Origin of the sequence: Leucobacter sp. wl10 (assembly GCF_003569785.1) — a bacterium.
Taxonomy (GTDB): domain Bacteria; phylum Actinomycetota; class Actinomycetes; order Actinomycetales; family Microbacteriaceae; genus Leucobacter.
Genome location: NZ_KZ984014.1, coordinates 23,218 through 43,293, shown reverse-complemented (window position 1 = coordinate 43,293; position 20,076 = coordinate 23,218). Strand labels below are relative to the sequence as shown.

Annotated in this window: 20 protein-coding genes; 2 read left to right on the top strand and 18 right to left on the bottom strand. The window is 68.2% G+C overall.

Annotated features, from left to right (window positions below; genetic code table 11):
- Window positions 1-990 (top strand): FAD-dependent oxidoreductase (locus D1J51_RS16845; protein WP_119077075.1); only part of this gene is annotated, 990 nt, incomplete at its 5' end.
- Between the two features lie 97 nt (window positions 991-1,087).
- On the opposite strand, the gene D1J51_RS16840 is transcribed toward D1J51_RS16845, so the two are convergent.
- The 16 genes from D1J51_RS16840 to D1J51_RS16765 all read right to left on the bottom strand — a co-directional run bounded on the left by D1J51_RS16840 (window position 1,088) and on the right by D1J51_RS16765 (window position 16,441).
- Window positions 1,088-2,578 (bottom strand): ATP-binding protein, encoded by a 1,491-nt coding sequence (locus D1J51_RS16840; protein ID WP_119077070.1) that lies wholly within the window; start codon window positions 2,576-2,578, stop codon window positions 1,088-1,090.
- Window positions 2,575-3,372, bottom strand: coding sequence for a hypothetical protein (locus tag D1J51_RS16835; protein ID WP_017882778.1), 798 nt, complete (start codon window positions 3,370-3,372; stop codon window positions 2,575-2,577). Before D1J51_RS16835 ends, D1J51_RS16840 begins: the two co-directional genes overlap by 4 nt.
- A 72-nt stretch (window positions 3,373-3,444) precedes the next feature.
- Window positions 3,445-4,902 (bottom strand): SCO6880 family protein, encoded by a 1,458-nt coding sequence (locus tag D1J51_RS16830; protein ID WP_017882779.1) that lies wholly within the window; start codon window positions 4,900-4,902, stop codon window positions 3,445-3,447.
- Window positions 4,903-4,908: 6 nt separating this feature from the next.
- Complete coding sequence (locus D1J51_RS16825; RefSeq protein WP_017882780.1) at window positions 4,909-6,246, bottom strand: TrbL/VirB6 family protein; 1,338 nt, start codon at window positions 6,244-6,246, stop codon at window positions 4,909-4,911.
- A 19-nt stretch (window positions 6,247-6,265) separates the two neighbouring features.
- A complete protein-coding gene (locus D1J51_RS16820) occupies window positions 6,266-6,538 on the bottom strand; it encodes a DUF6112 family protein (protein ID WP_017882781.1) in 273 nt (90 codons plus the stop codon).
- 94 nt (window positions 6,539-6,632) lie between these two features.
- Window positions 6,633-6,899: a DUF6112 family protein gene (locus tag D1J51_RS16815; RefSeq protein ID WP_017882782.1), complete on the bottom strand. Its 267-nt coding sequence runs from the start codon at window positions 6,897-6,899 to the stop codon at window positions 6,633-6,635.
- Window positions 6,896-8,065 carry a M23 family metallopeptidase gene (locus D1J51_RS16810; RefSeq protein WP_017882783.1) on the bottom strand — a complete coding sequence of 390 codons (1,170 nt, stop codon included), beginning with the start codon at window positions 8,063-8,065 and terminating at the stop codon, window positions 6,896-6,898. The genes D1J51_RS16815 and D1J51_RS16810 overlap by 4 nt, the downstream gene beginning before the upstream one ends.
- A gap of 15 nt (window positions 8,066-8,080) precedes the next feature.
- Window positions 8,081-8,734, bottom strand: coding sequence for a hypothetical protein (locus tag D1J51_RS16805; RefSeq protein ID WP_017882784.1), 654 nt, complete (start codon window positions 8,732-8,734; stop codon window positions 8,081-8,083).
- Between the two features lie 52 nt (window positions 8,735-8,786).
- Complete coding sequence (locus D1J51_RS16800) at window positions 8,787-9,929, bottom strand: ParB N-terminal domain-containing protein (RefSeq protein WP_017882785.1); 1,143 nt, start codon at window positions 9,927-9,929, stop codon at window positions 8,787-8,789.
- A complete protein-coding gene (locus D1J51_RS16795) occupies window positions 9,916-10,887 on the bottom strand; it encodes a hypothetical protein (protein ID WP_238560281.1) in 972 nt (323 codons plus the stop codon). Before D1J51_RS16795 ends, D1J51_RS16800 begins: the two co-directional genes overlap by 14 nt.
- A 6-nt stretch (window positions 10,888-10,893) precedes the next feature.
- The gene (locus D1J51_RS16790) at window positions 10,894-11,382 is read right to left on the bottom strand and encodes a hypothetical protein (protein ID WP_017882787.1); all 489 of its coding nucleotides are present in this window, start codon (window positions 11,380-11,382) and stop codon (window positions 10,894-10,896) included.
- Entirely contained in the window at window positions 11,379-12,155 is a 777-nt protein-coding gene (locus D1J51_RS16785; protein ID WP_017882788.1) for a DUF2637 domain-containing protein, read from the bottom strand. Before D1J51_RS16785 ends, D1J51_RS16790 begins: the two co-directional genes overlap by 4 nt.
- Window positions 12,152-13,051, bottom strand: a complete 900-nt coding sequence (locus D1J51_RS16780) for a bifunctional DNA primase/polymerase (RefSeq protein ID WP_119077068.1) — start codon at window positions 13,049-13,051, stop codon at window positions 12,152-12,154. Before D1J51_RS16780 ends, D1J51_RS16785 begins: the two co-directional genes overlap by 4 nt.
- On the bottom strand, window positions 13,048-14,160 hold the full coding sequence (locus D1J51_RS16775; RefSeq protein ID WP_017882790.1) for an ImmA/IrrE family metallo-endopeptidase: 1,113 nt from the start codon (window positions 14,158-14,160) through the stop codon (window positions 13,048-13,050). Before D1J51_RS16775 ends, D1J51_RS16780 begins: the two co-directional genes overlap by 4 nt.
- A gap of 143 nt (window positions 14,161-14,303) precedes the next feature.
- Window positions 14,304-15,251: a helix-turn-helix domain-containing protein gene (locus D1J51_RS16770; protein ID WP_081611572.1), complete on the bottom strand. Its 948-nt coding sequence runs from the start codon at window positions 15,249-15,251 to the stop codon at window positions 14,304-14,306.
- A 77-nt stretch (window positions 15,252-15,328) separates the two neighbouring features.
- Window positions 15,329-16,441 (bottom strand): DNA cytosine methyltransferase, encoded by a 1,113-nt coding sequence (locus D1J51_RS16765; protein WP_119077067.1) that lies wholly within the window; start codon window positions 16,439-16,441, stop codon window positions 15,329-15,331.
- Window positions 16,442-16,770: 329 nt separating this feature from the next.
- Between D1J51_RS16765 and D1J51_RS16760 the strand changes: the two genes are divergently transcribed.
- Window positions 16,771-17,211, top strand: coding sequence for a hypothetical protein (locus D1J51_RS16760; RefSeq protein WP_017882792.1), 441 nt, complete (start codon window positions 16,771-16,773; stop codon window positions 17,209-17,211).
- A 132-nt stretch (window positions 17,212-17,343) separates the two neighbouring features.
- Here the strand turns inward: D1J51_RS16760 and D1J51_RS16755 are convergent, their stop codons facing one another.
- Together D1J51_RS16755 and D1J51_RS16750 are read right to left on the bottom strand one after the other, a co-directional pair.
- Entirely contained in the window at window positions 17,344-18,072 is a 729-nt protein-coding gene (locus tag D1J51_RS16755) for a VIT1/CCC1 transporter family protein (protein ID WP_017882793.1), read from the bottom strand.
- A gap of 3 nt (window positions 18,073-18,075) precedes the next feature.
- On the bottom strand, window positions 18,076-20,019 hold the full coding sequence (locus D1J51_RS16750; protein WP_017882794.1) for a heavy metal translocating P-type ATPase: 1,944 nt from the start codon (window positions 20,017-20,019) through the stop codon (window positions 18,076-18,078).
- Between the last annotated feature and the right edge of the window lie 57 nt (window positions 20,020-20,076).

Sequence of the window (20,076 nt, the reverse complement as noted above, 5' to 3'; positions counted from 1 at the left end):
GTCATCCACTCGATGGGCGACACCTTCGCCCTCGACCACGACCTCACCGCGCGGCAGCCGCAGTCCGCGATCATCGTCGGCGCCGGCTACGTCGGCCTTGAGATGGCCGAAGCCTTCATCACCCGCGACATGACGGTCACCCAGCTTCAACGCGGCCCCGAAGTGCTCTCCACCCTCGACCCCGAACTCGGCACCCTCGTCCACGACGAGCTCACCACGCATGGGGTCGAGGTCGTCACCGGCACGACCGTCACCGGCATCGAGAAGACCCCGGCCGGCCTCACCGTCACCGGCACCCGCGCCGGCCAGCCATTCACGCAGACCACGGACCTCGTCCTCGTCGTCGTCGGTGTCCGGCCGAACACCGAACTGCTCGAACGGGCCGGGGCACGCCTCGGCGCGGGACGCGCCGTGGTCGTCGACGAGCACATGCGCACCGGGCTCCCGCACGTATGGGCCGCCGGCGACGGCATCATCACCCACCACCGCCTCCTGGGCCAGACGTACCTGCCCTTGGGTACCACGAGCCACAAGCAGGGCCGCATCGCCGGAGAGAACGCGCTCGGCGGCAACCGGGCCTTCCAAGGCTCCGTCGGCACCCAGGTCGTCAAAGTCTTCGACCTCGTCGCCGCCCGCACCGGCCTGCGCGATCACGAGGCGATCGCCGCCGGATACACGCCCTCGACGATCGCGGCGGCGGCCGACGATCACAAGCGGTACTACCCCGGCGCGCACCCCATCCACTTCCGCATCACCGGCAACACCCGCGATGGCCGATTGCTCGGCGCGCAACTCGTCGGCAGGCGCGGCACCGAGGTCGCCAAACGCGTCGACACCTACGCCACCGCCCTCTACGCCGGGCTCACCATCGAGCAGATCACCGAACTCGACCTCTCCTACACCCCACCCCTCGGCTCCCCATGGGACGCCGTCCAGGTCGCGACCCAGGCATGGGAAGCGCAAAACCGCCTCGCCGCGACCCCAGCCTGACCCGCACGAACTCACGGGTCCAGATACGCTGAAACAGCACCTGGACCCGTGAGTTCCCACCATTTCAGGGTTCACGAATCGTGAACTTACGGGAGTCTTAGAGCATCCGGCCGCGAGTATCGAAGAGCTCAAATTCTGCTGGGTGGAGCTGGTGTTGTACGACGAAGCTGCGGTCCTTGATCTTCCACAGGCCTTGGCCGATGCCGAGGGTCGGGAGGAGGGAGCGTTCGGTGCCGGTGAGTCCGAGGGTTTCCGAGGTCGCGCCGAGCTGGTCGCTCGCCTGCCGGTACACCACCCGCACTTCCGCGTTCGCGAGCAGCGAAGAGGCGAGGGCGCGCATCCGCGACCCGCTATCTCCGACGTTCTCCAGATCGGTCAGCTTGTGGAAGATGAGCTGGTTGCTGATCCCGAAATGACGAGCCAGCCGCCACTGCGCATCCATCCGGGCAAGGAGGCTCGGATAGGACATGAGCCGCCAGGCCTCGTCGTAGACGACGAGACGCCGGCCGCCGTTCGGGTCTTGGAGGGCGGCCTCCATCCAGGCCGAGCTGCACGTCATGAGTACTGCGAGCAGGGCGCTGTTCTCGGCGACGCGGGAGAGGTCGAGGGAGAGCATCGGCAGCGTCGGGTCGAAGGTCTCCGTGGATGGCCCGTCGAACATGCCGGACAGGTCGCCGGCGACGAGGCGGCGGAGTGCGTGTCCGACCATGCGGCCGTCTTCCGCGAGCCTGCCGTCGGGGTCGTCGTCGGGTGAGGGTTCGAGGATGCGCTCGACGACCATCGGCAGGATCGGCACCTCAGCAGAGCGCACGGCGTCAGCGAGCGCCACGTCGATCGCGGTGTGCTCGACCGGCGAGAGGCGACGGTCGAGCACCGTCTCTGACAGTGCGCCGATGAGATCGCGGCGGCGGGCGGCGACCTGCGCTTTCCAATCCTCGTCCGCGATCCCTGCGGCCCGGTATCCGGCATCGAGGGGGTTCAGGCGTGCGGGCAGCGAGGGTCCGAGGAGGATCGCGCGCCCGCCGACGGCGCGAGCGACGGAGGTGTGTTCGCCTTTCGGGTCTCCGGGGACGTAGACGCGCCGCCCGAACGGCAGCCCCCGCGTGTACAGCGCTTTTGCGAGAGAGCTCTTCCCGCTGCCGACGATGCCGGCGAGGATCATGTTCGGGGCGGTGATGACGCCCTGCCGGTACAGTTCCCACGGGTCGTACACGAACGAGCCACCCGAGTAGAGGTCCTGCCCGACAAAGGTGCCGGCCGAGCCGAGGCCACCTTCCGCGAGAAACGGGTAGTGCCCGGCGAGGGTCGCCGAGGTGTCCTGGTGGCGCGGGAGCCGGAACCTGCCCGGCGTGCGAAGCGACGCCGCCCCGGCTTCTCCGGCTCGGGGCAGGTAGCTGGTCGCACGCCGTTCCTCCCGCTGCGCTTCCCGTTCCGCCCGCGCCGATGCGGCCTGGGCGGAACGGGCTTCAGCATGGAGCCGGGCGGCGGCCTCGCGGCGTGCCCGGCGTTGAGCGCGGTGTTCGCCTTCCGGGCCGACGAGCACCGAGGTATGCAGTCGCCCCTGATCGGAGGCGTGGCGGCCGGTCACGCACCCCGCCCACGCAGGCTCGCCCGCGTCGGATAGGCGGCCCGGACCACTCGCGGGGTGCCGAGGCGATCCGCCCGCGATACCTTCCGCACCTGCGCCACTGCGGCAGCGGCGTGTGCGGGCGGGTCTTCGATACCGAGGAGTGTGGGATCGGGGAGGGCGTCGTATTCCCGGTAGAGGCCGACATGCCCCATGAAGGGGTTATAGACCATCGTGTACACGTCGCGGGTCGCGACCTGGTCGAGCTGTCCCGTCGGGGGCTGGTCGTAGAGGTACCCGTTCTCGAGGGCAGCGTCCAAGGTCTCGTCGCCGTGATCGTGCCCGGTAAGTTGCTCGAACGCGGCATCCAGGCCGTGCATGGTGATCGTCTCGATGATCCGGTCGGCCTCCTCTCCTTGGAAGAACACGATGTTGACGTAGCGGGGCGGCTGCGGTGCCGGAGCAGGAGCGGGGGCCGGCGCGCGCCAGGCGATGGTGCCCGCCGATTGCGAGGCTTGATCGAGTGCGGCTTCCAACTGAACGGTGAGACTCCTGGCCTCCCGCAGCCGGATCAGCGTGTGCTGCACGGCATTCGCCCCGGCTTCCGGGTTGCCTTGGTCGTCGGTCGCTTGCGGGCGATAGTCTGCGAGTGCGACCGAGATCCTGTTGAACACCGCTGTGAGCGAACGGGAAGTGCCGAGGAGTTCCCCGAGCATCGGGTAGATGTCGCCGGGCTCGGCGGCGTCGCGAAGCGAATCTGCGAAGTTCCGCATAGCAGCAGAGACGTCCTGCGCGTCTTCGAGGAGGGTGGGCATGATCGGCTCCTTCCGGGGAGTGGTGTCTTCTGCCAGGTGCGCCAGGGCCTTCCGGGATACCCGCAGGCAGGATCAGAGCGGACGGCAGAGCGGGAGCGCGGCTGCGGTGAATGCCTGTGCTTGCTGGCCGACGAGCCTGCGGGTTTCGCAGGAGGACTGGATCGCGGCTTGCTCGATCTGCGCGACCGCCGCATCGAGCTCACCCGGGGTCGGTGCGGAGACGGAGATGAGTCCGATCACCCGGAGGATGCCGTGCCCCGCGGTCAGCTCACTCTCCTGTTGCAGCACGTCCTGGAACTCCGCACTGGCTTGGGTGTCTTCGACTTGCCCGATCTTCCGGCGCTGTGCGGCGTCGGCGATCATCTCGGTCTTCTTCTTCCGCAGGTCGCGCGCCGCCTGGTCGGCGCGCACCGGGAGATAGTGGAGCGACAGGGAGCGGAGCACGCCGCCGGTGAGTACCAAGGGGGCGAGGAAGCCTGGGAAGGTTTGCGCTCTGGGCCATTCGCTGATCCACAGCACCGCGTGGTGGCCGCTGTCGGAGCGCAGCCGATCCCACGCCTCGTTCACCGCGACCGGGCCGGCCGTGGCAAGATCACGGCCGAGGGCGCCGTGGCGTTCGAGGGCGGGGCCTGCGGCGGGGTCGTAGGCGGTACGGAGGATCAGGGCGACATCGCCCGGAGTGAGCCACCCCGCGAACGCGAGTTCCGCGCTGCGCAGCGCGGTCTGCAACGACTGCATCTCCTGCCTGAGTACCACCGCCGCCCCGCCCATCCCGCCGCCCGCGCTCCTGATCTGCCGGGTGGCGGCGCGCATGTCGAGCGCGAGCGAGATGGTCGTCTGGTGGCGTTCGCCGGCGGGGCCGGCACGCTCGATGAGTTCCCGGTAAGTGGTGGCCGCCCAGGAGCCGTCATCGGTGCCATGCTGCCGCCACCACTCGGCAAGCCCCGACCCCGAATCGGGCAGGGTGCGCTCCATGACCTGGATGCGGGCGATCCTGCCGGACCGGCACGCGGCGGCGAGAACGCGACCCCAGCCGGTGACGCGGCGCTGCTGCTCGGCCGGGTCAAGGAGCACGAACGCCGGATGCTGCACCCGCAACATCGCCGTCAAGGTTTGCGCGTGCGGGTCGTGGATCATCGCCGCCCCCGTCTCGGGATCGTGCCACTCGCGCAGGGCTGCGAGGTCGCCGGGCAGGGCGAGGGTGCCGGCCGGGCGGGGCCGGATCATGCGGCGGCGATAGCGTGTCTGCTTCGCACGGGTGCGGAGCAGCCATCGGCTGATGATCGGCGCCCACTCGATTAGCTTGCGCCCACTGACGGGCACCCACGCGATCGCCGCGAGCGTCAGCCACGCGGGCGACGACCAGGCAAGCCCCGCACCGCCGCTCGTGTACAGCGCGACGACGACTACGAGGAGCGCGCAGGCGAGCACGATCAACTGCGACAGCGACAAGCCGAGCAGGATGCCGCGGCGGGTGAGCCTTGAGAACTGGATCGTCTGCAGCTCGAACGGGGTGCTGGTGCTGGACATGACCGCTCACCCCTCCGATCCGGCATCGGATGGCCGCGAACTCGGTGGCGGGAGCACCGTCGGCGGCTGTTGCGCCTGCGAGGTCGCAGGCGGCGGGGCGGAACTCTCGCCAGCCGATGCCGCGTGTCCGTCGGCGACTTCCCCGATCGCCCCGCCGAGCGCGGGACCTGCGGTCGCGGCCGTTTCGACGGCTTCCTTCACGATCACGGCACCAGCGACGATCGGCCCGGCAGCCGCCGCGCCTCCTCCCGCAGCCGCACCGCCGCCCGCGCCCGCTCCGGCACCGCCCGTGCTGCCTCCGGCCGCGGCTCCCTCCGCGGGGGCGGCGGGAGTCACAGATGATGCAGGGGCGGGTTCGGGCGCGGCTGGCTTGCCTTTCGACCCGGCACCGTCGAGCACCTGCTTCGCCTGACCAGCGTTCGGTTTGGACGGGATCGGGAGGGGGCGGTTGAGCGCCGACTTCGCTTCCTGCTCCATCGACGCCGCCTGATACATGTCGAAGCCCACGAACGAAAGGAACTTGTAGACCATGTAGGGGGCGAAGGCCGCGATGAACAGCAGCACGATTCCGGCAATGGGTTCCGACAGGACGGCAAGATCCAAAGTGATCGGGGTCGCAACCTGGGTGAGTGCGACAAGGAAGATGACGGTCACGACGAGTTTCGAGGCGATCAGGGCGACCACGAAGGTCGCCCACTTGCCGAACCATCCGCGCGACCCTTCCCAGGTGAGACCGGCGAGGGCGATGGGGCCGAGCACGATCGCGACCAGCAGCAGCGCTTTGCGGATCAGGAGCGAGAACCAGAGGATGAAGATTGCGGCGATCATGAGGCCGGCGAGGAAGATCATCAGCAGTGCCCCGGCCCCGCTGGTTGCTCCGACGACGGTGAGGCCGGCGGTGAGGAGCGCAAGCCGGCCGCCCATGCTCTCGATGGTTTCGCCGGCGGCCTGCATGATTCCGACCGACAGCAGATCGGTGACCTGTAGGAGCAGCGCGGTGAGAGTGATCAGCACGAACGACCCCAGCACCGATTTCGCGACTCCGATACCGGCGCGCGTCAATGCTGAGGGGTCGCGTCGGGCGAGCCCTGCGATGAGCTGGAAGCAGAACAGCAGGAGGGTCACGACGACTGCGATCCCGAAGAGAACGTTGTAGACGCGGATGTATCCGTCCGAGGTGATGTCCACGGCGGTCGTGGTGGAGAACACTTCCCACATGCCCTGGAACAGTGTGGAGACGGCCAGCCCCATCGCGTCCGCGACCCAACCGAAGAATAGCCCAGCAGGGCCCTCGCCGACGGCGGTGCAGACGGTGGAGATGATCGGGACGTCGCAGATACTCACCGTGACTCACCGACCCCAGCTAGTTGACGGCCTGGCCGACAGTCCAGAAGAAGTTGATCAGCGTGACCGCCGCACCGCACAGGATCGCAGCCCCGCAGGACACGAGCACCCCGGTTTTTCCCCTGGACGCCAAGTGTGGGTTGCTGCTGTTCGCTCCAAAGCCCCAGATGATCGCCGAGACGATCAGCGCCAGCACGGCAAGGATGAGCCCTGCCGTCATGACCGCGCCCACGATCTCGCGCAGCTGCGCGATCCCGGGGAGCCCGTCGCTGTTCGGGTTGATGTCAATCACGGGTGGTCCTCCTGTCGATGCGGGGACGCGACTCGTCCACCAGCAGGCAGGTGCGCCCCGGCGATCCGGCAGAACGTGGCAGGTCAGAGCGAGATCAGAGGGTGTCGCCAACGGTGATGAGGAAATTCGTCCACGCGACGGCGGCCCCGGCGAGAGCGGCAGCGCCGAGGGCGACGAACACGCCGACGCGGGCTTTCTGTGCCGTGTAGGGGTTCCCGGTCGAGGAGGAGATCGCCCACGCGATCGCGGAGATCAGGAGCGTCAAAACTGAGGCGATGAGCACGATCGTGAACATCGCCGCGACCGCCTCGGTCAGCCCGTCCGCGCCAGTGACTGCGCCGAAGTCGGGAAACACGTTCATGCGCCGGCCCCGATCTGGCAGCCGCCCTGCCGAGGTCCGTGGTCGCCTGTGGCGACGGCCCCGTGCTGGGAGAGCCATTCGACCGCGTCCACGGGTGGCTGTCCTTGCCCGCCCGGGCGGATCTCGATGTGCAGGTGCGCGCCGGTGGAGCGGCCCGATGAGCCCACATCGCCGATGTGCTGCCCCGCGGTCACGGTTTCTCCGGCGGTGACGTAGATGCCGTCCTGCCACATATGCGCGTAGTACGACGCGACCCGCTCGCCTCCGACGGTGTGCTCCACGATGATGAGGCCACCCCACCCGGCGGAGAACTCGGCGACCGTCACCCGCCCGTCCCCGATCGCCGAGATCGGGGTCCCGTCAGCCGCTGCGAGGTCGCTGCCAGAGTGAAACTCGCGCTCCCCGGTGAACGGATCCGAACGCCACCCGAATGAATCGGTGCTGGTGTAGGTGCCTTCTGGGAGTGGGAACACGATGCGCGAAGTCTCCGGCACCGGATCCGGCCCGCTCGTGCCCCCTCCACCACTATTGGCGGGTTTCGTGAGCGCGGTGAGGATCGCATCCGCGACGGGCACCCAGTTCCGGTACCTGTCCGGATAGGCGGACACTTCGACCGCCTGGGCCGCAGCTCCTGGGTCTATCTGCTGCCAGCCGGGAATATCGAGCAGCCCCTTGGGTGACGGATAGTTCGGCCCGTCGGGGCCACCGTAGAACGCTCGGGACTGATACACGGGATCCATGAGCTCCGCGACCGTGCCCCACCCAGCCTGCGGGCGCATCTGGAAGATGCCGAGCGAGTCATGGTCTGAGGCGTCGCCGTCGTTCGGGAACGACCCCGACTCGGGGTAGGCGCCAGTGTTCGCGAGCATCCGCAACCGCGACTCCGTGAGCCCGGCTGTGAGCGCGACCCGAACGCCGGGCTGTCCGACGCCGGGGATGCCCGCCCCGGTCGTGATCACGGTCGCCGCATGGGTGAGCTGCGTCCGGTCGAGCGTGACCGGTGTGCCGTCCGCGGTGGTCGCGGTGAGAGAATCCGGGATCGGCCCGACCGTGAGCGATCCCGTGATGCACAGCACCGGGCCGAGAAGCGCGCCGACGCTCACGATCGCGACCGACGGACCCAGGCAGAAGAGCACCAGGCCGAGGATCAACAGCTTCTTCACCATCAGCAGAGCCCTGGGCTACCGGAGTGGCTGGTCAACGGCGGAGAACCGGAGCAGCCGGCACCCATCGCCGCTGGTGCAGGCGGCGAAGATCGTGAACGCGACCGGGCGCGCATCCGAGGTCTCCCGCCCATCCCACACGCCCGTGCGGTGGCGGGTGCCGGTGATCGTGTAGGCGATCGCGCCGGGCGGGAGCTGCCCGGCACCGGCCTGGGCCTTCGCCGCCGCCCAATCCGCAGGCACGACGATGCTCTCGACCTCGATCCACTGCCGGGTCTGGTACTGCCGCAGCTCCCCCCAGGCGCTCGCCTCCGGGAAGTAGCCGCGCACATCCGCGGCCAGGCCCGGCGCTTCTGCGGGGTCGGCGACATCGACGAGGCGCTGCATGTAGTCGGCCGGCCCGTACTCGAGGCCGGTATCCCACCCGAACAGCCGCTCCGCCACTGACCGCGCGAACGCCTCTCCGTTCGAGGTCTCGGGCACCGGGCGCGGTGTGAAGCTCGGCTGCCGCGTTTCCTCGGCGGGGCTCGCAGGCGTCGCCAGCGTGTGCGGGGTGGCGGGGCCGCGGAGGAGACCGTAGACGCCGACGCCGATCAGCAGCAGGAGCACGGCCGCGCCGGCTGCTGCGGCGATGAAGAGCCTGCGGGGCGGGCGGTCAGCGTTCGGGTCCATGCGGAACCTCCTGGAAGTCGATGCTCAGGAGGTGCGCACCCCGCGCCCTGGGTCAGCCCGCCCGCACCCCGCCCCGCCGCGGCTCAGCGGCGGCATCGTTGGCGGCTTTGGCAGCTTCGGTGCGGAGGTCGCGGATGATCGTAAGGAAGGCGATGGTCTCGGCGAGCACCCGCTCGACCCGCTCCCACTCTGAGGGGGTGAGCGCCTGTGCGATCTCGGCGGCCTCGTAGCGGGTCGTCCACCCGTCCAGGTCCGCCCACAAGGCGAGGAACGCGCGCGGCGGCAGCATCACGAGCGCCAGCCGCGGTCGCGCCTCGGGCTTCCCCTTCTTCTTCCCGGCGCGCTTCGCCGCGGTGATCCGGGCCACTGCGTCGGCGGCGAGCTGCGCAAGCTCCGCCGTGCGCGCCTCGTGCCCTGCGGCTCGCACCTCGGCGGCGGAGGTCGCGGCCTGCGCCCGCACCATCTCCGGCGTGCCGGGGTCGGTGACAAGGCGGTCGAGCTCATCGAGCGAGAGCGCGGCGTTCATGCGCAGGTGCGAGCCATGCACCTTCCCGCCGGCCTCGATCCGCGCCAGCTCCTCGACGGCCTGGGCGCGGATGTGCTCAGGGCGGGTGTCGTCGCACGCGAGGTCCTTGAGGCGGCCGATCTGTTCGAGCATCGTCTGCGAGCCGCGCCCGGTCACCATGCGGGCGGCCTGCACCCGTGCTTCCCCGGCGGAGCGCGGTGCCGTCGATTCGACGGCACCGGAGACTCCCGCAATATCGCCGGCTTCCGCATCATCTCCGCATTCCCTGGTGGTGCTGCCGAAGCGTGATGCCTCCTGCCGGCGCGCAGCGTCCTCGGCCATCACGGCTTTCAGCTCCCGGTACAGCGACTCCGCCTCGATCAGCGACAAAGGTTTGTGCATGGCGCTGTCGTCCTGCTCGGCGAGGAGCTGGCTGAGCCGGTCCGTGAGCCCGGACCTGATCCACACGTTCGTCGTGCGATGCCCGAGCCGGCGTAGCGCGTGGTAGCGGCGCCACCCGCACACGAGCACCCCGTCCGGGGTGAGGGTGATCGGCTGCAACAGGCCGACACGGCTGATCGACTCCACGAGGGCGTCGATGTCGCCGAGATCGGTGCGATGCCGCGTGCCGACGACGATGGAGTCGAGGGCGCGTTCCAGCTCGATATGCCCAGGGCTACTCGCAGCCACGGCACCCGCCCCCTCCCGGAGCGGAGAGCACCACCTCCGACAGCACGGCCTCATCCGTGAGGAGCGAGCGGAGGGGTTCTTCGTTCACGAGCCGATGGAGCACGCCGCGTGCTGCGGAAGTGTGGGCGAGGTTCGGGTCGGGGTTGCCGAGCACGACCCGCAGCATCGACAGCCACGACCCGGCCGGAAGGTCGAGGAGGGCGCGGGCGTGGTAGTCGCGGCGCAGCGATTCGAACGCCGAGGCACGCGACGGGCACTCGGCGAGCCGCGTCACGATGTACTCGATCCCGGAACGTGCCGCCTCTTCCGGCCAGCCAAGGAAGTGAAACAACGCGACGCAATCCTCGATCGCCGGGGCGACCCGCCCGGCGGCTTCATCCGCCTCAGCTTCGGCGACCTCGGCGAAGGGGTCGGGGGCGCGGAAGCTGGGATGGTAGTCGGTGAGCGGGTTCTCCCGGTCGGAGAAGCGTTCGGCGTCGTGGTGCGCGGAGAACTTCGGCCTGCGCGCCTGATGCACCGAACACAAGAGCCCGTTCGCGCGCTCCTCGGCGATGCAGGTCACCTGCACGGCACGGGTGACGACCGCCCAGGGATCGTCGGCGCGGCGCACCGCCCCGGTCCGCATCGCATCGAACGCCGCCGCGGCGGCCTCCCACGGGTCCAAGCCGTGCCGGCGGGCGAGCGCGGCGTAGCGGTCGGCGGCGTGCCGCATGAGTGCGGTCACTTCGGGGTCGTGCTGCCACGCCCACTGGCCTTGCCCTTGCAGGCGTATCAGCAGGGCGCGGAGTCCTTCGGGATGCTCGAACCCCCGCGCCCTGCCCGGAGTTCTGGGCGCGGTCGCGGGGGTTCTGGTCTTGCGATGGCTGGTCATGATGATGGCACCTCCTACCGGAGTGGTGCGCCAGCGCTGCATGGGGGCGGGAAGGTCCTGCGCGAGCAAGTCGATGCGTGCGGACATGGCAGCTCACCTCAGCCCCATCCCCGCGCGCTCGGCCTCGCGGCGTGCGGGGGTTCTCCGGCGCCCGCCGATCGACAGATCAGGCAGCCGCTTCGCACGCTCGCTCCGCTCAGGACGCTCCGCCCGGACGGCGCGGCGCTCGTGCACGGATTCGCGGGCGCGACGCAGCAGCTCGGCTCTGAGGTCCACGCCCCACCCGGTCACTCGAGCACCGCCGCCGGCGATCAGCTCCGCCGGGCGCACCCACCGCACCTGCGTGCGCTGCCACCCCTCCGGCTCCGGTGTCTCGGCCTCGGCAGTTCCAGTGCGCGTAGGAGCGGTGTCTTGCCGCGTGAGTGAGGGGTCGCGGTGCGTGGCGAGCATCGACCGCTCCGCCGCAGCCTCCTCGGCCGGCCGGGCGCGTTCGGCGGCCATCGCCGCCGCAAGCGCCGGATGCAGCCGCGAGCGCGCGGCCTCCGGCGGCCCCAACTCTGGGGTCTGATCGTCGGGATTCATGAGGGTTCCTCCTCCTCGTCAAGAACGGATGCAGGGTCAAGTTCAGGTTCGAGATCGTCTTCGGCTGGCTCAGGTGTCTGTCCGGCGACGGTGTGCTGATCGGGGACGAACCAGCGGCCGACGGTCGAGGCATGGACGCCGAGGTGCCGGGCGATCTTCTTGTTCGACCACCCCTCCGCGCGCAACGCCTCCGCAACACCCCGACCACCCGGCACCGCTCGGGGAGCCTCCGCGACGGCCGGGCGGGCGTCGATGATCGAGGGCAGCGGGAACGTCGCCGAGACCACCGCAGACGAAACCGGCAACGCCGCCCCTTCCTCGGCCGTCGTGAAGGTCTCTTCCGGGTTCGCGGGGGCAGTGTTGTGGTGGCGGGTGAGGATGACGGTGAGGTGCGTGATCGACAGCAACACCACCGGCGGTACCGCCGCGACCGACGCCGCGAGCACACCGGGCACATCGGCATCGGCGGCGACGAGCGCATGGATGGAGTTTGCCGTCACAGACAGACCCGCCCCGCAGATCAGCAGCAGCCACGGATACCACGCCTGCCGGGTGCCCGCGAGCGCAACGACCGCGACCGTTGCGACGACGATGATCCCGTCCACGATCAACGGCCACGCCCACGCCTGCCCGACATCGATCCCGGAACGGCGCGCCAGGTCCGCGAGCGAGGTAAAGGAGAGCCAGAATGCGCCCGCCGCAATCAGCACCGTGCCCGCCACCGCCGTCACGACCGCAAGCCGGCCACCTCCTCGCACCACCGTCGTCGTCATGCGAGCACCCGCCCTCGACTGGCTGGCTCCCGCCGCGCCTGCGACTGCCGCGCATTGCCCTGCGCAGGGGCCGGCTGCGCAGGGGCGCGGTAGGCGGAGCGGATCGTCCGCTCGATCTCCCTCGGTGGCAGGCCGATGTCCTCGGCAACTGGCCCGAGCGCATCGAACGCCTCCGCGAGCGTGGCCCCGTTCTCGGCGAGACGGCAGGACGCCCAGTACAGGCCAACGTTCCGGTCCTCGCTCCGCCCGCTCAGCCATGCCGCGATATGCGCGGTGCGCTCTTCGAGACTCCCGCGAAACGACGGCGATTGCCACGACGCACGCGGCGGCCGCGGGTCCAGGAACTCCCGCAACGCGCCCGCATCCACCGGCCGAGCAGGATCAGGCGAGAGTTCGAGAAGCTGATACGCCGCCACTTCACCGCCAACAAGCGCGCGGGAGGGCGGGGCGATAATGTAGCCGGCGGTGCCGCGGAAGTCGAGCTGCGCGGTGCCGGACGCCCACGACCGCTGCTCGGCCTCCGCCACTGGATAGTAGGCGTGCAGCCCGCCCGACGGGGTGACGACGTGCGCGACCCAGCCGTCGAGGAGGCCGGTCCGGGTGGCGCGCTGCCAGGACTCGGGGCCGCGCGGAGGATCGCCCTTCACATCGACATCGACGACCTCGACCCCCGACGCGGGACCGGTCGGGATGCCAATATTCGCCTCCGGCCATCTCTGCCACCACGCCGCGACCTGCCCGGGGTCGGCGGTCGCATCGTGAAAGCCGTGCGCGACGAGCGGCCGCTTCTCGCCGGGCACGCAGGGGAACACCGGCACGCCCTGGCTCGCATAGTGCTGGGCGGCCTCAGCAAGCGTCATGCCCGCGACCGGGGTGAGGAGCTGGCCGGCGCTCATGACAGCCCTCGCGCGTCGACTGGCTTGCGCGCCGGTTCGGCTGCCCGTGCGGGGCGCGACCTCGCAGTGGAGGTGCGGCCGGTGCGTGCCGGCTGCTTCGACGCAGCACGAGCAGGAGGCTCGCGGACGAGGCCGGGAGGCTCCCCGGTGCCAAGCTGCACGGTATCGAGCTGGTCGAGGATCGAGACGGCGATCTGCCGCACCCGCTCGGCAGTGTGCTTCACGACCGTCACCGGGTCCTTCCCGTCCACGGTCGCCGCCCACCCCGACACATACGGGATCGTGTAAGCGGCGGTATCCATGCCGTGCGCGGCACCGATCATCAGCGCCACCGACTCCGCCTCGACCTCCGCGATCCCGCGATGCCGGGTCGCGTCCTCGTCGTCGGGGTCATGCAGGCGGATGTGGGCGAGCTCGTGCGCGAGGGTCTTCGCCTGCGCGGCATCGTCCATGTTCGTGCGCACCGCGACCCATTTCTCGTTCCAATGTGTGAGCCCGTTCGCGCCGCGAATCTCTTGCTCATGCGGCACCTGCCGGAACTCGTACCCCGCCGCCGAGATCTGTCCGATCAGGCCCTCTCGCAGTCCGGCAGGTGCCTCGCCTTCCAGGAGCTTCGGACGCGGTGGGAGCGGTACCTCCGCACCCTCGGTCTGGGAGATGTCGAACACTCGGGCGGGCGTGACGCCGATCATCCGCTCCCGCACCGACTCGCCCGGCCTCGGCCGCTCGCGTGGCTTGAGCCTCCGCCACGAATCCGGGTTGCTCGGCGTCGCTGACGCGAACCGCGCTTTGAATGGCGCGAGGATGCCATACGGTTTCTGCCCGTCGATCACCTCACGCCCGAGCGACTGCCACTGCTTCATCCCAGCCACATACGTCGGGTACGGATCAGGCACCAGGCCGCCAGCGAACGCGGCCTCGTGCTGCGCGAAGATCAGCAGCACATTGTTCACGCTGCGCTTACGGAACTGCGCCACGAACGTCAGCGCTCGCTTCCAGTCCTCGCCCGTGACCAACGCCTCAACCGACGCATTTAGCGTCTCCTGCAGCTCCTCGACCTGCGCCTCGCGCACAGCCCGAAGCTCCTCGCTGCTCCTTCTTCCCGCCATGATCCCCGGCTCCTCTCGACGAGACGCGCAACACACGCGACCCAGTCACCTTGAGGTACGCCGAGAACTCCGCAGAGGATGTGGATCCTAAGCGGGCAGGTAACCGATAGCTTCTTCATTGAACCCAGCGAGTCCGAATATGTTTAGCGGAAGGAAGGTTGGCCTGGGATGAGAGTATCGACCAACAGGCTTAGTTCGGCCGAAGTCATGCTTTGATCCCCGAAGAAAGAACGATAACCAGTTGGTGTCTGCCCGAAATGCCGAAGAAAGATTTCGGCAGCATGGCCCGCATCTCGCCATCCAGCCTCGCGGGCTATCTCTTTCACCGGAGTGCGAGTTGTTCGCAGGCAATGTGCCATGAATCGAACTCGTTGAATCGTTTGGTAACCGAGGGGACTTGTGCCGTAAGCGGCTACAAACTGTCTGTATGACTGAGATGGGGAAAGATGAACGATCTGCGCGAGCTCCGCTAACGTCCAGCGCCGCGACGGCTCCCGCTCAATCAGCCCCCGAATTGCAGCCGCCTCTCTTGAAACGATCTTGAAACTATTCACCCCGGTCCGCCTGACTGTTGGAGTGCCCAGCCCTCTGTTTTGCAGTAGCTCAACAGGTAGCAGCCGCTGATTCAGGATTTGCAAAACTTCTCCAAATGCAGACTGAATCTGATAGAAGTTTTGACTCATCTTGCTCACCGAAACCAATAGGTTCAGCTGTTCGGAGAGACGTTTGTGATCTTCAGCATTTAGGCGCAGCAAGACCTCTTGTTCAGGGAAGGTCTTGCCCAGGTAGCTTAGAACCTGCGAGCGATCAATGAAGATCGTTGACATCTCCCAAAGCAGTTGGTCCGCGAGATACTCGAAATCCGCGTAAACGGTTGTCAGGGTTACGGTGCTGTTAGGAATCTTCTCGCACGACAGGTTGGGGCCAAGGATCATGAGATCGCCGGGAAGAAGCGATCTGTCGCCTTTGTCGCTACTCACAATCGCAGACCCAGAACGAACAAAGATGTATCTGACACAAGTGCAGCTCTTGGACTTAAAAGGTTTGGACAGGACCCTTGTCTGAGCCAGCACTGGTACAAAACGCTGCATTCTCCATTTTAGATTTGGTTCAGGGCCAGTCTCGCGACGACTCTTCGAGAATGAAAGAAGTGCTCGGTGCTCGAGGGTCAGTTCCTGGTCGGTTTGAGGAGAGAGAGAAGTCGGGTTAGTGCCAAGGTTGCTTGGAGAGGCAGAACGCCGTTGCCTAGCGCTGCAAGCTGTTGATTCAAGGTGAGCGCAGGGAGCGAGTGAGTGACCCAACCAGAAGGAAGGCCCATGAGCCATTCCACGAATGCGGACGCTGGGCGAGGCCCAGCCGAGTCGTTCAGGAGCGCAGGTGCGGGCGCAGCTCGTCCGGTGATGTGCTCCCATCTGGCGATGGCCGCAGCATATCTTCCCCAGCGGTGAAGATGCCGTCGATCAGGTTCCACAGTGTCTCTGATTTGGCTCTCCATTTCGGTGAGCCATTGGGTCCGTTCAGGGCGAGGTCGATCACCTGGTGCGAGAGCGCGATCGTTCCCCGTCGTGCCCGCACTTGATCCAGGTTCTCCCCGCCCCGTGCCGCGTCGGAGGCGAGCGGGGTTCGGAAGAGTGGCACGGGCGAGGATGAAGACGCGGAACCGGGGATGCGGAGCGCCGACGAGGGAAGCGGGTAGGCCGATCCATCGTGCGTCATACCCGAGGTCGGCCAGGTCTCCGAGTACGGCGCCGAGCGCCCGGAGAGGTCGAGCTGGCTGGTTTCCCAGACCCCACAGGCCGGGTTCCAGATGGCGAAGGGTTGCGGGGTCAGGGGTTGCACGTTCGTCTCCTTGAAGGGTTGCATCTTCGGGGGTTGCGCGGATCGCCGAGGCTGAGAGCAGGCCGCGCACGTTCTCGATCACGACCCACTCAGGCCGAAGCTGGTCGACGGCGTCGGCCATGTTCGCCCAGAGCCCGGAGCGCGTGCCGGGCGCGAGGCCGGCCATCTTCCCCACGGTGGAGACGTCCTGACAGGGGAACCCGCCGCAGAGGATGTCCACCGGCTCGACGGTGCGCCAGTCGATCATGGTGATGTCGCCAAGGTTGGGTGCATCCGGCCAGTGATGGGAGAACACGTGGGCGACGGGTTCGTTGATCTCGGAGAACCAGGCGGTGCGTGCTCCGAAGACGTGCTCGACGGCGAGGTCGAGGCCACCGTAGCCGGAAAACAGCGACCCAACCTTGAGCGGTTCGGGGTCGAGCGTTTCGGGAGGTGTGAGCATCGGGGTTCCTGCCGGTCTGCGATCCCGGCGGCACCCCTCTACCGAGGTTCCAGCGCGCCGAGCTGATCACCTCACAGGTGCACGCCGCGATACCCGCGCCCTGCTCACCCCCGACATCTCTCCCGCAGACCCGGCCCCCGCTCCCGCGCCCGGCTCCTCGCCTCCGCAGCCCTCACCGCCACCGCGTCCTCAGCTACCTCTTCGCCTCCTCCCTCCCGAGCCTCCACGCGTCTTGCAGATGAGGTTTCAGAGCCCGTGAGTACACGCAGAGCCACCCGCGCGCACCTCCTTCCCGAACGCGACCGAGCGTTCAGGAAGGACGACCACCGATGAGCGCGAGAACGACATACCAGCCGGCCCAGTTCGAGGCTTCGGGGTGGGATTCCGGCACTCCGGAGCACAAGGCGAGGTTCGTGAACGCCTTGCTCCGGTTCATCGCGGCGGATTGCCCGCGCGAACGCTTCACTCGATCGCTCTACCAGGGGCTCTCGGCCCACGGCTATTTCGGGTTCATCGCGCACTACGACCTCGACGGCTTTTACGACGCGCAACTATCCACCCCGGAACGACGAGCGAGCTTCCTGAACGAGCTGCGCCGCGACTGCGAAAAAGACGCGCACCTCGACCGCCCAGATCTGTGGAGCGACGTGAAGCGGGTACTCGCCGAGCGACTGCAACCCCAAGAGTTGCAGGCATCGGCCAGACGGTTGCCGGCACCCACGCGGCAGCGACCCCCGGCGAGCAAGCGCGACGGCCTGACGCTCTTCTGACCCACCGCCGGGGTTGCGCGATGTTGCGCGCTGCAATCCCTGACGCAACCCCCGGTTGCACGGCTGCGACGAGGGACGAAAACGGGAATCGGGTTGCCGGTAGTGTCTCGCCTGCCTGGGCTCGTACTAGTGCTACGCGACCGCGACGCCGAAGAGCAGCCCGATGAGGTAGGTTGCGATCATTGTGGCCGAGCCCATGACCACGTTACGCAGGATCGCCCTGCCGCGCGGAGCACCACCGAGAGCAGCACTGATCCATCCCGTGAGGAACAGGCCGAGCACGACGGCGACTGCCGCGACCCAGATCCGGTGTTCCCCGAGGGGCAGCAGGATCATCACAAGGGGGATCAGCGCGCCGGCCGCGAACGCAACGAACGACGATAGCGCGGCTGCCCAGGGGCTGGTGAACTCTTCGTGGTCGATACCGAGTTCGACCTCCGCGTGGGCGGCGAGCGCATCATTCGCGGTGAGTTCGACGGCGACCTGATGCGCGAGCTCGCCGGAGAGGCCTCGCTGCCGGTAGAGGCCAGCGAGCTCTTCGAGTTCTTCGTCGGGCATTGTCTCGAGTTCCCGCTTTTCCTTGGCGATTAGCGCCTGCTCGGTGTCGCGCTGCGTACTGACCGAGACGTACTCTCCGCCAGCCATCGAGAACGCGCCTGCGACGATCGCGGCGATACCGGCAGTGGCGATCGCGAGCACGTTGTTTGGGGCGGCTGCGGCGACACCGATCACGACGCCCGCCGTCGACACGATGCCGTCGTTCGCACCGAGCACTCCGGCGCGAAGCCAGTTCAGGCGCTGGCCGATGTCCTGGAGGTGAGCTTCACCGGGATGGTGCGTGTCAGATGAGTGAGGAGTCATGGATCAGTTCCTTTGTGGAGTGTGTGCTACCTGAACGGGGGTAGTTGTCTTGTGCGGCCCGGCGCTTGCAAGGCGTTCGGATCGTGGGCCGACCGCGCGGAGTGCACCGAGGATCGCAACGAGATCGACCAGCTCCTGCATCCACGCGCCCAGGAGTGCCGGTAAGAATCCGAACGCGGCGATGAGCATCAGGGCGACGCTAATGATGATGCCCAGCCAGATGCTCTGCAGCGCGATCCGCACGGTATCCTGGCCGATCCGCACCGCGCGCGGCAGCGAGGAGAGCGTGTCGTAGCGGTTGACGACGGCCGCCGATTCGCTCGCAGCGGTCGCGCCGCGAGCACCCATCGCGAATCCGATGTCGGCGGCCGCGAGCACCGGTGCATCATTCAGGCCATCGCCGACCATGATGAGGGGGCGCGGCCGCACCTCGCTCACGATGCGCACCTTGTCTGCGGGGCGGCACTCCGCATGCACCTCGCTGATTCCGAGTTTTTCCGCGATCGGCTGAGCGGTGACGGTTACGTCTCCGGTGACCATCAGGGTGCGCTCGATGCCGAGTGTCGTGAGTTCACGGAGGGCGGCCTCTGCCTCCTCGCGGACCTGATCGCGCATGATGATCGCACCCGCGAAGCGGTCATCCGCCGCAACGTAGATCGCAAGCTCGCCTGGCGCAAGGTCAGCCACGGAAAGCATTGGCGCATATTCGCCTACCCAGGAGGGCTTGCCGACCCGCGCGAGCACTGTGTTCGGTGTCTCAGGCGTGCGGAGGGTTGCGGCGACACCGTTGGTGGCGAACTCCTCGGCCTTGGATGCTTCGAGGAGCGGAATCTGACGCTGCTTCGCCGCTCCGACGACGGCGCTGGCGAGCACGTGCGAGGAGTAGACCTCGGTTGAGGCCGCAAAGCGTAGCACTTCGTCTGCGTCGAACCCCGGCGCAGCCACGATGCGTTCGAGGGTGGGTTTCCCGGTGGTGATGGTGCCGGTCTTGTCGAATGCGGCCGAGCGGGCGCGGGAGAGCTGTTCGAGGGTGCCGCCGCCCTTCACAATCAGTCCGAAACGCGCCGCCCGACTCATTCCGCCGAGGAACGCGACCGGGGCCGCGATCAGCAGCGGGCACGGGGTCGCGACCACCAGCACCTCGGCGAACCTGACCGGGTCACCGCTCACGGCCCACGCGACACCGGCGATGACCAGGGAGAGGATCGTGAACGGCACCGCGTAGCGATCCGCGAGCCGCACGACCTTCGCCTTACTGCTCGCGGCCTGCTCGACGAGCCGCACGATCTGCTGGTACTCGCTCTTCGAAGCCGGCGCTGCCGCGCGCATCGTCACCGCGGCCTGGCCGTTCACCGCACCACTCGACACCTTCTCCCCGGCCTGACGTTCGACCGGCAGGCTCTCGCCCGTGAGCGACGACTCATCGAACACGGCGTGCTCGGAGACGAGGATCGCGTCCACCGGCACCAGTGCGCCCGGGCGCACGAGCAGCAGGTCACCGACCGCGACCGCATCGACTGGCACCTCCTCGGTGGCTGTATCCGCCGTGTGCGCCGAGGTTTCGGTGTCGAGGATCTTCGTGGCCTGCTGCGGGGCCTTGCGCAGCAGCGCGGTGAGTTCTCTCTTGGAACGGTGCTCGGCGTAGTCTTCGAGCGCCGCACCTCCGGTGAGCATCAGCACCACCACGAGCGCCGCCCACGGCTCCCCGACGAGCACGGCCGCAGTGATCGCGGTTACCGCGAGAATGTCGAGCCCCGCATGCTTCCGTAGGAGCTGCCGGATCATCCCGACTGCCTCCCACGCCGCGATCGCGAGCGCGTACCCGCCCACGATCCACCGTGCCACGCCGCTCGCTGGCGTCGCGAGGAGCAGGAGCCCAATCGTCGCGACCAGCAGGGTTGCGAAGACGAGCGGATACGCCCTGACTGCGGCGAGAAATCGGCTCATGCTACTCATTTTCGCAGGCGGGCGCTGCCCCCGCACCGCAGGCCAGCCTCACCTACA

Excerpts from the sequence above, each read along its gene's own strand:
- D1J51_RS16785 (WP_017882788.1), bottom strand. The coding sequence starts at position 12,155 with ATGACGACGACGGTGGTGCGAGGAGGTGGCCGGCTTGCGGTCGTGACG.
- D1J51_RS16790 (WP_017882787.1), bottom strand. The coding sequence starts at position 11,382 with ATGAATCCCGACGATCAGACCCCAGAGTTGGGGCCGCCGGAGGCCGCG.
- D1J51_RS16760 (WP_017882792.1), top strand. The coding sequence starts at position 16,771 with ATGAGCGCGAGAACGACATACCAGCCGGCCCAGTTCGAGGCTTCGGGG.
- D1J51_RS16810 (WP_017882783.1), bottom strand. The coding sequence starts at position 8,065 with ATGGTGAAGAAGCTGTTGATCCTCGGCCTGGTGCTCTTCTGCCTGGGT.
- D1J51_RS16815 (WP_017882782.1), bottom strand. The coding sequence starts at position 6,899 with ATGAACGTGTTTCCCGACTTCGGCGCAGTCACTGGCGCGGACGGGCTG.
- D1J51_RS16755 (WP_017882793.1), bottom strand. The coding sequence starts at position 18,072 with ATGACTCCTCACTCATCTGACACGCACCATCCCGGTGAAGCTCACCTC.
- D1J51_RS16765 (WP_119077067.1), bottom strand. The coding sequence starts at position 16,441 with ATGCTCACACCTCCCGAAACGCTCGACCCCGAACCGCTCAAGGTTGGG.
- D1J51_RS16775 (WP_017882790.1), bottom strand. The coding sequence starts at position 14,160 with ATGGCGGGAAGAAGGAGCAGCGAGGAGCTTCGGGCTGTGCGCGAGGCG.
- D1J51_RS16805 (WP_017882784.1), bottom strand. The coding sequence starts at position 8,734 with ATGGACCCGAACGCTGACCGCCCGCCCCGCAGGCTCTTCATCGCCGCA.
- D1J51_RS16835 (WP_017882778.1), bottom strand. The coding sequence starts at position 3,372 with ATGCCCACCCTCCTCGAAGACGCGCAGGACGTCTCTGCTGCTATGCGG.
- D1J51_RS16795 (WP_238560281.1), bottom strand. The coding sequence starts at position 10,887 with ATGTCCGCACGCATCGACTTGCTCGCGCAGGACCTTCCCGCCCCCATG.
- D1J51_RS16770 (WP_081611572.1), bottom strand. The coding sequence starts at position 15,251 with ATGCAGCGTTTTGTACCAGTGCTGGCTCAGACAAGGGTCCTGTCCAAA.
- D1J51_RS16750 (WP_017882794.1), bottom strand. The coding sequence starts at position 20,019 with ATGAGCCGATTTCTCGCCGCAGTCAGGGCGTATCCGCTCGTCTTCGCA.
- D1J51_RS16780 (WP_119077068.1), bottom strand. The coding sequence starts at position 13,051 with ATGAGCGCCGGCCAGCTCCTCACCCCGGTCGCGGGCATGACGCTTGCT.
- D1J51_RS16830 (WP_017882779.1), bottom strand. The coding sequence starts at position 4,902 with ATGTCCAGCACCAGCACCCCGTTCGAGCTGCAGACGATCCAGTTCTCA.